We start from the raw sequence: 12517 nt of genomic DNA, 5'->3' as shown, positions 1-12517 counted from the left end.
CATGGAGGCGTATCCCAAGCTGAAGATCTCGCATCTGCAAAAATCGTTCATCAACGGACGGTCGGCAATCAAGGTGCTCGACGACATCAACCTCGAAGTCGGCGACAACGAATTCGTTTCGCTGGTCGGCGCATCGGGTTGCGGCAAGAGCACGCTGCTGTCGATCATCGCCGGCCTGCAGGACTATGAGCAAGGCGAGATGCTGGTCGACGGCAGCCCGATCAACGGACCGGGCCGCGACCGTGGCGTCGTCTTCCAGTCCTACACCTTGCTGCCATGGCTGACGGCGCTGCAGAATGTCGAGTTCGCGCTGCGCGAAACCGGGCATGATGCCAAGGACATTCCCGAGGTGGCGCGCCAGCATCTCGACCTTGTGAAGCTTTCGCGCTTTGCCGACAGCTTTCCGAGCCAGCTTTCCGGCGGCATGAAGCAGCGGGTCGCCATTGCGCGCGCCTTGTCCTACCGGCCGAAGATGCTTCTGATGGACGAACCCTTCGGTGCGCTGGACGCGCTGACCCGCGGCCAGATGCAGGAGCTCTTGATGCAGATCTGGCAGGAGCATCGCCTGACCGTGATCTTCGTCACCCACGATGTCGAGGAGGCGGTCTATCTCTCCGACCGCATCTTCGTCATGGGCCTCAATCCGGGTCGCATCAAGGAATGCATTGCGGTGCCTGCCGTCAGGCCAAGACCGACCGGCATCCAGCATGATCGCGACGTCCTGGAACTTCAGGCGCAAGTGCTGAAGTCCATTCGCGAAGAGACCCGCCGCGCCGAGTTCGATTGAGCATCAGGCTACACGGCTTGCCGCGCGACGATTGAGGCGTCTATTATGCGCCGATAAATCGCTGGCTTCGGCTTCCCGCCATGCTCGGCCCGATGGGATTGTCCGCGGCTGTTGTCGTCAGGGTAGATTTCAGAACGAATGAAGTAGCGCCCCCGCCAATGGCCGACAGAACACAATTCGGGTTGAGCGCCGTCGACAGCGTGCCCCTGCATGAGAAGGTCTATCTGGAGCTTGTGCGGGCTCTGATGTCCGGCCAGTTCACGCCCGGGCAGAAGCTGACCTCGCGCAAGCTCGCCAAGGAACTCGGCACCAGCGACATGCCAGTGCGCAGCGCCTTCATGCGGCTGCAGGCGCTGCGGGCGCTGAGCCCGATGCCGAACGGCAGCGTCGAAGTGCCTGTCATTTCCGCCGACCGGTTCTCGCAATTGACCGCCGTGCGCACGATCCTCGAAGGCTCGGCGACAGAGCTCGCGATAAAACGCATCAACGGCAACAATCTGCGGACGATCCGACGCCACAGCAGCGAATTGACCCTGGCGGCGCGCGAGGGCGATATCGACGACTATCTGAGGAAAAATTACGCCTTCAAATTCTCGATCTATCGCCATTGCGGCAATGAGCAGATGATCTTCCTGATCGAAACGGTGTGGATGCAGGTGGGCCCCTTCCTCAGGAATCTCGCCATGGGCTTCGAGGACGACCTCTCCTCCATCCTCGACATCGACTATCACGAGGAAGTCGTCGCCGCGATCGAGGCGCAGGACGCGGCGCGCGCCCGCGCAGCCATCGTCCGCGACATCGACGAAGGTGCTGCACACATCTTACGGCAGGCCAGATTTCCGGACGCAAGAAGCTAGGATTGGAGGGCGACAGTCGTTCTACCCTGAGGCCGGTCGCACCTGCCCTGCGGCGAGCCGGCACGCCGAATGCCCCTTGGCTTTCCGCATTCTTACCTCTATGTTGCGATCGCAGATCGCGCAATTGGTTTTGAAAATGCCTCCCGACATCCCGCTTAGTGATTTGAAAAAATAAGGAAAACTCTCCGGCAATGGCCGGATAGGCTTCCCGAAAACTCACAAGCATTTTTTACCAGGGACAGTGCAGCCGATCAGGCTGAGGCACTTTCGAAAACCAGAGGTTTTAAATTGAGCGATGCAATTGCGGACGTTTTGAGCTGGCTTGAAAGCAGAAGCGACATCCAGAGCCTGAGGGCGGCGGTGTGCGACCTCAACGGCGTCATGCGGGGAAAACGCATTCCTGTCGAGCAGGCCCGCAAGGCGCTGGAAGGCAAGCTGCGCATGCCCTACTCGCTGATCGGGCTCGACATCTGGGGCGAGGATATCGAAGGCAATACGCTGGTTTTCTCGACCGGCGATGCCGATGGCCTCTGCCAATGGACGGGACGCGGCATTCTGCCGGTGGACTGGACGGCGCATCCGACGGCACTCGTCCCGCTCTGGCTCGCTGATGAAAGCGGCGCGCCGTATCTCGGCGATCCCCGGCGGGCGCTGGCGCGCATCCTCGATCGCTACAAGGCGCTCGGCCTGACCCCGGTCGCGGCGACCGAACTTGAATTTTATCTGGTCGATCCACAATCGCAGCGGCCGGTCGGGCCGGTCTCACCGGTGACCGGGCGCCGTCTCGATTCTGATGCGGCGCTGTCGATCGACGAGATCGACGATTTCGAATCCTTCATCCATGACGTCTACGAGGCCTGCCGGGCACAAGGCATTCCGGTCGACACGGCCATTGCCGAAAATGGCGTCGGCCAGTTCGAGATCAATCTGAACCATGTCGCCGACGCCTTGCGAGCGGCCGACGATGCCGTGCTGTTCAAGCGCACGGTGAAGGGCATTGCCCGCAAGCACGGCTTTGCCGCCTGCTTCATGGCAAAGCCCTATGGCGACCGCGCCGGCAACGGCTTTCACGTCCATTTCAGCCTTATCGACGCCGAAGGGCGCAACGTGTTCGACGACGGCACCGATCAGGGCTCCGAACTCATGCGCCATGCGGTCGGTGGCCTGCTGGCGGCGATGGCCGAGAGCACGCTGGTGTTCGCGCCGCATTTCAATTCCTACCGCAGGCTTCGCCCGCGCTCCTACGCGCCGACCGCGGTCGCCTGGGGCTACGAGAACCGCATGGTCGCGATCCGTATTCCCGGCGGCCCGACCGGGGCGCGCCGCATCGAGCATCGCGTGTCGGGAGCGGACGCCAATCCCTATCTGGTGCTTGCCGCCATACTGGGCGCGGCTTTGATCGGCATCGAAAGGCAGATGTCGCCGGGCGACCCGACCGGCAGCGACGGACAAGGCGTCGTCCCGGCCAAGCTGCCGCCGGACTGGGCCTCGGCGATCGCCACCTTCGAAAGCGGGACGCATGTGGCGGAGATTTTTCCGGCGATCCTGCGCGACTCCTTCGTCGCCTGCAAACGCCAGGAGCTGAACACCTTCGCCCTCAATGTCAGCGACTTCGAGATCGAGACCTATCTCGAAAGTGTTTAGGCTCCGCTGATCGATCGCATTGGTGCGGACGACCTTCGAACAGCCGTGACGCAAGGGGCTTGCGGCGCAGTCGGCAACCGGGCATAAACATGATAGTTTTTATCATGTATTATGTCAGGAGACAGACAGGACTTGACCTTCGTTGCGCGCATGGAAAGCCGGATCGAGGGCTTTTCCGTCATCGGCGACCTGAAATGGCACCTGTGGGACGGCGTGGTTGCCGACCTCTGGGATGTCTCGTGCGGCGACAGGGCCGAGGGTTACTATGTCTCCCCCGATCCCCGTCTGTTTGTCGCACTCGACGTGGATGGCGACGGCGCCTTCTTCGTCGAAGGCGCCAAAGGCGAACCGTGCCGCCACGACAGGGCCCTCTCCATGGCCTACATTCCGGCCGGCGTGCCGATCCGCGGCCGGGTCGAGGGGCTGCGCCGCATCCGGCATCTCGACCTGCATTTCGACGTGGCGACGCTGATGCGCCGCTTCGGCCGCAGCCTTGACGGCGAAGCCTTGCAGATGTCGCGCTTCCAGTTTCGCGATGACCGGATCGCCATGCTGGCCGGCCTGATCGCCGCCGAATGCGACAGCGACCTGCCTCTGCACGATCTCTATGGCGAGGGCCTGCTCAACGCCCTGTTCGCCAGCCTGTTCCAGATCGACCAGCCCAGTACCGCCAGGCGCCGGTCGCCGCTGTCGCGCCGCAAGCTGCGCCTGGTCACCGACTATATAGACGCGCACTGCCTGGACCGGATCCGGCTTGCCGATCTCGCCACGCTGACCGGCCTGTCCGAAACCGCGATGAGCCATGGCTTCAAGGCGGCGACGGGCATACCGCCCCACCGCTGGCAGATGCAGGCGCGCATCGACAGGGCCAAGGCGATGATGGCGCATGACGCCGCCTCGCTTGCCGACATTGCCGAGGCGACCGGCTTCTTCGACCAGGCGCATTTGACGCGCGTGTTCAAGGCGGTGGTCGGCGTGACGCCCGGCGCCTGGATGAAGAGCACCGAAAGCCCGTGACATTTCCGCAACATGAAGCCGCGATGTCCCCCGTTTGGACAAGAATGGACAAGCCGCCCAAATCCGTCCAATGACCCGCAGATAAGTTGACGTAAACGATCAAGTATCTCAACGACGACAGGCGGGGACTTTCCTGATGAGCAGACTTTACCGGATGAAGGCGCTTCTGGCGGGCGGCGTCGCCGCTGTCGCGATGATCCCGCCGATGGCCGCCTTCGCGCAGACAGTGCCTGCGAGCACCCAGCTTGAACCTGTCGTGGTCGAGGGCGAGGCTGGCGGCAGCGCCACCGGCCCGGTCGGAGGTGTCGTAGCCAAGAAGACCACGACCGGTTCGAAGACGGCAACCGATATCAAGGATATCCCGCAATCGGTCTCGGTGGTCGGCAGGCAGGAAATCGACGCCCAGGGCGCGCAGAAGGTGGATGAGGCCTTGCGCTATACGGCCGGCGTCTTCGCCCAGCCGTTCGGCCCGGACAGCGACACCAACTGGCTGTACATCCGCGGCTTCGATGCGACGGCCACCGGCACCTACATGGATGGCTTGCAACTGTTCAGTTATGCCTTTGGCGGCTTTTACGTCGATAGCTTCGGCCTTGAACGCATCGAAGTGCTGAAGGGGCCGGCTTCCGTGCTCTATGGCGGCAGCAATCCGGGCGGTGTGGTCAACTATGTGAGCAAGCGGCCGGACTTCGAACGCAAGCGCTATGTCGAAACCGGCGTCAACGATGCCGGCAATGTCTATCTCGGCTTCGACATTGGCGACGTGGCCAACAACGGCACGGTCAGCTACCGCATCAACGGCAAGGTCGCCGGCGGCGACACTTACAGCGACTTCCAGAATGGCTGGCGCGGCTTCATCTCGCCCAGCATCAGCTGGAAGCCGGACGAAGCGACCACGCTGACCATCCTGGCCAATTACAGCCACATCGACGAGAACCACAATGGCGGCAGCTTCTTGCCTTATGACGGCACGGTGACGGACCGGATCGTCGGCGGGGTGAACTACGGCCGCATCGACCCCGATGCCAATTTCACCGAACCGAGCATCGATCTCTACAAGCGTGAACAGGGCTCGATCGGTTATGAGTTCGAACACGATTTCGACAATGACTGGACCGTGCGTTCCAACGCCCGCTTCACCGCCGCCGATATCAATGAGGTCAGTGTCTATCCGAACGGCTGGTCGCTCACCGGCGGGCCGACCGACCTGGCGCGAATAAATTTTGACCACGACACCACGGCAAAGACCTTCCTTCTCGACAACCAGATCGAAGGCAAGGTGACGACCGGTCCAATTGAGCACACGATCCTCGCCGGTCTGGATTTCAAGTACTACAACATCGATCAGGTACAGTCCTCTGGCCTCTACGATCCCAACTACGACAATCCCATTGATGCCTTCCATCCGGTATACGGATCGCCGCTGACGCCGCGCGTCAGCTACCTCAACCAGAACCTGACGCAGAAGCAGCTTGGCTTCTATGCGCAGGATCAGCTGCGTTTTGGCGATGGCTGGCTGGTGACGCTGAATGGCCGCTACGACCGTGGCTGGCTCGACGCCGATAATCGTCCGACCTTCTACTCGGCGAGCTCCAGCACGCAGAGCAGCACGGTAGGCGATTTCTCCGGCCGTGCCGGCCTCGCCTATGAGTTCGCCAACGGCGTAACCCCCTATGCCAGCATCGCAACCTTCTTCAATCCGATCATCGGCACCGACGCGACGGGCAATCTGTTCAAGCCCGAAGAGGGTACGCAATATGAAGTCGGCGTGAAGTATGTGCCGACCTTTGTCGATGGCCTGTTCACCTTGTCGCTGTTTGACCTGACGCGTCAGAACGTGCCGTCGAATGTCACCTTGTTCACGCAGATGCAGACCGGCGAAATGCGCTCGCGCGGCGTCGAACTGGAAGGCAAGGTAAACATTACCGATGATTTCCGGGTGACGGGCGCCTTCACCGCTTACGATATCGACATCACCAAGGACGCCAACTCGGCGCTCATCGGCAAGACGCCCTTTATCGTCCCGGAAGTGATGGCCTCGGCCTCCGCCGACTACACATTCCGTGGTGACTGGTATGACGGTATCTCGATTGGCGGCGGTCTGCGCTATATCGGCTCGTCATGGGCCGACAATGCAAACACGGCGAAGGTGCCGGCCGTGACACTGGCCGACCTGAAACTCGGCTACGAGAAGGAGAACTGGGGCGTCGACCTCAACGTCACCAATCTGTTCAACAAGACCTATGTCGCCAGCTGCCAGACGACGCTGACCTGCTCCTACGGCGAAGGCCGTTCGTTCAAGCTGAAGGTGCACACGACTTGGTAGCGCTTACGAAGAGCGCTCGGCCTTCAGCACGGAGACCGCCGCCTCGCTGTTGTGGACATAGTCGTTGGCGTCCGGCTGCCTCTGCACCAGAAGGATGAACAACAGATCGGTCAGCGTCAGCTGTGCGTCGCGCGCGGTGATGGAGGAGGAGCGCGCGCGCTCCTCGTCGGCGATGGTGTAGAGGCGGATGTCGGCGACACGGCTCAGCGGATTGTCGTGCAGGCCGGTGACGGCGATCACCGTCGTGCCGCGCTTGCGGGCAAGCTCGGCGATGCGCAAGGTTTCGATGCTGGCGCCGGAATAGGACAGCGCGAACAGCACGTCGCCCGGCCCCAGCGTCGCGGCATTGGCCATCTGGATGTGGCTGTCGCTGTCGTGCAGCACGTTGCGGCCGAGCTTCGTCAGCTTGTAGGAGAAATCACGCGCCACCAGCGAGGAGGCGCCGACGCCGACCAGATGGATGCGGCGCGCGCCATCCAGCAGTTCCAGCGTCCGGGAGATGATGCGCTCGCTGTTGGTGGCGACGGTCTGCTGCATCGACAGCAGCTTGCTGCCGATCAGCTTCTTCAGGATGACCGGGTAGGTGTCGCCGACCTCGATCGAACCATGGATGACGCCGGCCGGCACCTGCCAGTCCTGCGCCTTGGCCTCGCTGACGGCGAGCTTGAGCTCCTGATAGCTGGCATAACCGAGTTTTTGGCTGAACTTGACGACACTCGACTGGCTGCGGCCGATCTCGGCCGCAAGCGCTGCCGTCGACAGCCGCAGCATCCGGTCGGGATTGTCGACGATGTACTGGCCGATCTCACGATCGCCGGCCGCCATGCCGTCGAGCTTCGCATTGATCGTCTTCAGGACGGACATGAACCCTCTACAGCGCTTCGGTGCTCGTCAGAGGAATAAATTATTCCAATTTCGATTGACAGCCAAGAACGCAGAATTAATTCTCGATTGGACCGGCGAAAGCCCAGGATTCGAGGCAGGTCTTCCGAGCGAAACCGCGCCACCACCCGTTTCGCCATACAAGGGTTCAACCATGGACAGATTGCGGATCGTCGGCGGACGAAGACTGGAAGGCGCGGTCACCATTTCCGGCGCCAAGAACGCTGCGCTGCCGCAGATCGCCGCCGCCCTGCTCAGCCCCTACCAGCTCGAACTGACCAACCTGCCCGCCGTCACCGACGTCGAAAACATGCTTGGCGTGGTGCGTCTTCACGGCGCCGAGGTGACGCGGTCGGCGCATGCCGCGACGATCGATACCAGCGCCGCTGTTTCCAAGGAGACGTCCTACGACACGGTGCGCAAGATGCGCGCGACAGTGCTGGTGCTGGCGCCGCTGCTCGCCCGGTTCGGCCATGCCCGGGTTTCACTGCCGGGCGGCTGCGCGATCGGTGCGCGGCCGGTCGACATGCATGTCGCGGCACTCGCGGCACTGGGTGCAAGGATTGCGATCGAGAACGGCTCGATCGTCGCCTCAGCGCCCAATGGACTCACCGGCACGCGCATCGTCTTGAGCTCACCATCGGTCGGAGCAACGGAAACCGCGATGATGGCGGCGACCACGGCCAAGGGCGAAACCGAAATCCTCAACGCGGCGCGCGAGCCGGAAGTGGCCGATCTCGCCGCTTGCCTCAGCGCCATGGGCGCGCGCATCGAGGGCGCCGGCACGCATCGCATCCTGATCGCCGGCGACACCGGCTGGCATGCGGCACGGCACGACATCATCCCGGATCGCATCGAGGCCGGCACCTATGCCATTGCCGCGGCGATCACCGGCGGCCAGCTCGAACTGACCCACGCCCGACTCGAGCACATGGCATCGGTGGTGCAATTGCTTGAGGCCACCGGCGTCAGCGTCTGGCCCGGCGATCGCGGGCTGATCGTGTCGCGCGAGCGGCCGCTCAAGGCAGTGGACCTGACGACCGAACCCTATCCGGGTTTTCCGACCGACCTGCAGGCGCAGTTCATGGCGCTGATGTGTTGCGCCGAGGGCGCATCGCTGCTGCGCGAAACCATCTTCGAAAACCGCTTCATGCATGTGCCGGAGTTGATGCGGCTCGGCGCCAACATCAAGTTGCAAGGCACCACGGCGCTGGTGCGGGGTGGTGAAAAACTGCATGGCGCACAGGTGATGGCGACCGATTTGCGCGCCTCGGTGTCGCTGGTGCTGGCGGCGCTGGTCAGCCAGGGCGAGACCATCATCAACCGCGTCTATCACCTCGATCGCGGCTATGAGCAGTTGGACCGCAAGCTGCGCCTTTGCGGCGCCGACATCGAGCGGCTGAGCGCATGAGCGGCGTGGACTATTTTCTCGGCGTCGACGGTGGCGGCACCGGCTGCCGGGCCCGCATCGAGGATGCGGCGGGAACCGTACTGGGGCAAGGCCTGTCCGGCCCGGCAACGACGCGGCTCGGCATCGACGCGGCCTGGGCTTCCATTGCCAAAGCCTTTGGCGCGGCGCTCGAGGAGACGGGGTTCGGGCCAGCCGAGATCGCTGGGATTCGCGCCGGCATCGGCCTTGCCGGCATCGGCCGCAAGGGCGCGCTGGAGGCGTTGCGGACGATCGCGCATCCCTTTGCCAGCATCGACTTCGTCAGCGACGGCGTCGGCGCCTGCCTCGGCGCTCATTCCGGTCAGGACGGCGCCATCGTCATTGCCGGCACCGGTTCGATCGGCCTCGGCTTCGTCGAGGGCCGCGATCTGCGCGTCGGCGGCTACGGCTTTCCGATCTCCGACGAAGGCAGCGGCGCCGATCTTGGCCTGAAGGCGGTACAGCTGGCGCTGCGCGGCCATGACGGCCGGCACGAGCGGACGGCGCTGCTGGCGGAAGTGATGCAGCGCTTCGAAGGCGACCCGATGGAAGCGGTTGCCTGGATGGACCGCGCCAGCGCCACCGACTACGCGGCGCTGGCGCCAATGGTGATGCGCCATGCCGACCAGGGCGATCCGGCCGGACGGCGCATCGTGCAGAGTGCCGCCGAGCAGATCGACACGCTGGTGCGGGTGCTGTTCGAAAAAGGCGCGCCGCGCGTCACCTTGCTGGGCGGCCTCGCCAGCCCGCTTGAACCCTGGCTTTCGCCCGATGTGCGGCGCCGTCTGAAGCCCGCCGACGGCGACGCCGTGTCCGGCGCGATCATCCTTGCCAAAAGGTCGCTCTGCGCACGGCAGCCTTCGCGAGAGAAGGAATAAAATATTCCAAATTCTTGTTGACGATGTGAATATCCAATTCTAAAAAGTTAACAAAAGAAAACCCGCGATAACGGACCCAAGGTCCGTTTGCACTGGTGCCCGTTGAGCTATGCCGGGCAGCATGATTTTGAAAGCACTGGAATGACCGAACAAGGATTGATGTCCGAGCTGGGTCGGCTGGTTTCCGAAGGCCGCAACCCGAGGACTGTCGACATCGACCTGCTGCCGACCATCGATGTGCTGCGCAAGATCAATGACGAGGACAGGCTTGTTCCGGCGGCTGTCGAAAAGGTGCTGCCGGACATTGCTACCGCCGTCGACCGCATCGTGCTTGCCTTCCAGAAAGGCGCGCGGCTGATCTATATGGGCGCTGGCACCAGTGGGCGGCTTGGGGTTCTCGATGCTTCGGAATGTCCGCCCACTTTCGGCGTGCCTGAAGGCATGGTCGTCGGCCTGATCGCCGGTGGTCCCGATGCCCTGGTGCGGTCGCTGGAAGGCGCCGAAGACGATCCGAAAATGGGCGCACGGGCGTTGCAGGAGATCGGGCTCACAGCGGACGACGTGGTGGTCGGCATCGCGGTCAGCGGGCGCACACCCTATGTCATCGGCGGGTTGAACTATGCCAGGCAGGTCGGCGCGGCGACGGTCGCCCTGTCCTGCAATCCGGCGTCGACCATTGCCGGCATCGCCGACATCGCCATCTCGCCCGTCGTCGGCCCCGAAGTGCTCACCGGCTCGACCCGGCTGAAATCGGGAACCGCGCAGAAGCTGGTGCTCAACATGCTGAGCACGGCCTCGATGATCCGCATCGGCAAGAGTTTTCAGAATCTGATGGTCGACCTCAACCCATCCAACACGAAGCTGGTGGCGAGGGCGACAAGGATCGTCATGCAGACCACCGGCTGCACGGCCCAGCAGGCCAAGCAGGCGCTCGCCCAGACCGGCAATGATGTGAAGCTGGCGATCCTGGTGACGATCACCGGCCTTGATGTCGAGGCGGCGCGAACTGCCCTCGGCAAGGCCGGAGGCTTCCTGCGCAAGGCAATCAGCGACAAGACGGCGTGAAGCCGCATAGACTGGGCCGATACTCCAAAGCATGTGTGTCTTGGAAGCGGTCGGCAGAAACGGCAAGGCATCAAGTCAAATCATAATGGGAGACGGGAATGATCCATCTTACAAGAAAGCTGCTGTCGGGCATCACGCTGGCAGCAATCCTCGGTATCGCGACGGTTTCGACGCAGGCGGCAACGCTGCATATGGCCTGGTCGCAGGACGCCACCGGGCTTGACCCGCACAAGCAGACGGCGTTTTCGTCGCTGCGGCTGCTGGAACTGATCTACGAGCCGCTGGTGCGGGTCGATGCCAGCCTGCAGATCATCCCGGCCATCGCCACCTCCTGGGAATTCTCGAAAGACGGCAAGGAACTGACCTTCAAGCTCGACCCCAAGGCGAAATTCCAGGACGGCGCGGCCGTCACCTCGGCCGACGTCAAGGCCTCGTTCGAGCGCATCCTCGACGAGAAGACGGGCGCTGCCGCCCGTGCCAATTTCCTGTCGATCGCCAGCATCGACACGCCCGATGCGGCAACCGTCGTGTTCCACCTGTCGCAGCCCGACGTGCCGATCCTGACCGCGATGAGCGACGTCAACGCGGCGATCGTCCCGGCGGCTGAAATCAAGGCCGGCTCGATCGGCACCAAGGCGCTTGGTTCCGGCCCGTTCAAGCTCGACAAATGGGACCCCAACGCCAAGGAAGTCTTGAGCGCCAACAAGGACTGGGCCGGCGGTGCCACCGGTGTCGACGGCATCGAGATCAGCGTGCTGCCCGACGAAGCGGCGATCCTGGCCGCCATGCGCACCAAGCAGATCGATTTCGCCCTGCTCAACGACCCGCTGGTCGCCACGCTGGTGCCGAAAGAGGCCAGCCTGCAGCTGAACCGCGTGCCGGTGCTCTCCTACCACGTGCTGCAGCTCAATCCATCGCGCAAGCCGATGACCGAGCTCAAGGTGCGCCAGGCGATCTCCTGCGCCATCGACCGGCAGGAGGTGCTGGACACCGCCTCGCTTGGCGAAGGCAAGGTCACCGGACCGCTGACCATCCCGGCGCTGGCGACCGATCCGAGCCAGTTGTTCTGCTACAAGCGCGATGTCGAAAAGGCCAAGAAGCTGATGGCGGAAGCCGGCTTTGCCGATGGCTTTTCGGCGACCGTGATCGGCGCCACCGGCGAGCCGCCGACGGCGGCAGCGGAAGCCCAGGTGATCCAGTCGCAACTCGCCGAAATCGGCGTCAAGCTCGACATCAAGATGATGGAGCTCAACGTCTATGTCGACGCCTGGCTGAAGGGCGATTTCGACATGGCGATCGCGCTCAATGGCGGCCGTGCCGACCCCTACACCATGTACAACCGCTACTGGACCAAGGCGGGCAATCTGCAGAAGGTGGCGAACTACATCGACGACACGCTGGATAGCCAGATGCAGCAGGGCCGCGCCGAGACCGACCCGGCCAAGCGCAAGGCGATCTTCGCCGAGTTCGAAAAGCACCTCGCCGAGGTATCGCCGTGGATCTGGCTCTACACGTCCTACAGCTACACCGCCCAGCAGAAGAACATCGCCGGCTTCGTGCCGACGCCGACGGGCACGCTGTTCAGCCTGAGCAAGGTTACCATCCAGCAGTAGCCACAGCGGGCATTGGACG

Annotated in this window: 10 protein-coding genes; 9 read left to right on the top strand and 1 reads right to left on the bottom strand. The window is 63.1% G+C overall.

Translation table 11 applies throughout. The features are described from left to right. Position 1 precedes the first annotated feature (1 nt). The 5 genes from AC1DX4_RS14920 to AC1DX4_RS14900 all read left to right on the top strand — a co-directional run bounded on the left by AC1DX4_RS14920 (position 2) and on the right by AC1DX4_RS14900 (position 6631). Positions 2 to 787 carry an ABC transporter ATP-binding protein gene (locus AC1DX4_RS14920; RefSeq protein WP_477221028.1) on the top strand — a complete coding sequence of 262 codons (786 nt, stop codon included), beginning with the start codon at positions 2 to 4 and terminating at the stop codon, positions 785 to 787. A gap of 158 nt (positions 788 to 945) precedes the next feature. Next, a complete protein-coding gene (locus AC1DX4_RS14915; protein WP_477221027.1) occupies positions 946 to 1644 on the top strand; it encodes a GntR family transcriptional regulator in 699 nt (232 codons plus the stop codon). A 288-nt stretch (positions 1645 to 1932) separates the two neighbouring features. Further along, positions 1933 to 3288, top strand: coding sequence for a glutamine synthetase family protein (locus AC1DX4_RS14910; protein ID WP_477221026.1), 1356 nt, complete (start codon positions 1933 to 1935; stop codon positions 3286 to 3288). A gap of 132 nt (positions 3289 to 3420) precedes the next feature. Beyond that, positions 3421 to 4305, top strand: coding sequence for a helix-turn-helix domain-containing protein (locus AC1DX4_RS14905; RefSeq protein ID WP_477221025.1), 885 nt, complete (start codon positions 3421 to 3423; stop codon positions 4303 to 4305). A 136-nt stretch (positions 4306 to 4441) separates the two neighbouring features. Then, entirely contained in the window at positions 4442 to 6631 is a 2190-nt protein-coding gene (locus tag AC1DX4_RS14900) for a TonB-dependent siderophore receptor (RefSeq protein ID WP_477221024.1), read from the top strand. 3 nt (positions 6632 to 6634) lie between these two features. On the opposite strand, the gene AC1DX4_RS14895 is transcribed toward AC1DX4_RS14900, so the two are convergent. Continuing rightward, positions 6635 to 7495, bottom strand: coding sequence for a MurR/RpiR family transcriptional regulator (locus AC1DX4_RS14895; protein WP_477221023.1), 861 nt, complete (start codon positions 7493 to 7495; stop codon positions 6635 to 6637). 172 nt (positions 7496 to 7667) lie between these two features. Between AC1DX4_RS14895 and murA the strand changes: the two genes are divergently transcribed. From murA to AC1DX4_RS14875, 4 genes are all read left to right on the top strand, one after another. Then, positions 7668 to 8924: a UDP-N-acetylglucosamine 1-carboxyvinyltransferase gene (gene murA, locus AC1DX4_RS14890; protein WP_477221022.1), complete on the top strand. Its 1257-nt coding sequence runs from the start codon at positions 7668 to 7670 to the stop codon at positions 8922 to 8924. Then, positions 8921 to 9820, top strand: coding sequence for a glucosamine kinase nucleotide-binding domain-containing protein (locus AC1DX4_RS14885; protein ID WP_477221021.1), 900 nt, complete (start codon positions 8921 to 8923; stop codon positions 9818 to 9820). Before murA ends, AC1DX4_RS14885 begins: the two co-directional genes overlap by 4 nt. A 141-nt stretch (positions 9821 to 9961) precedes the next feature. Next, entirely contained in the window at positions 9962 to 10885 is a 924-nt protein-coding gene (murQ, locus tag AC1DX4_RS14880; protein ID WP_477221020.1) for an N-acetylmuramic acid 6-phosphate etherase, read from the top strand. A gap of 98 nt (positions 10886 to 10983) precedes the next feature. Beyond that, on the top strand, positions 10984 to 12498 hold the full coding sequence (locus AC1DX4_RS14875; protein ID WP_477221019.1) for an ABC transporter substrate-binding protein: 1515 nt from the start codon (positions 10984 to 10986) through the stop codon (positions 12496 to 12498). Positions 12499 to 12517: the final 19 nt, after the last annotated feature.

It is taken from the genome of Mesorhizobium sp. P3_A8, from assembly GCF_056402995.1.
This window is presented reverse-complemented; position numbering and strand designations above follow the sequence as displayed.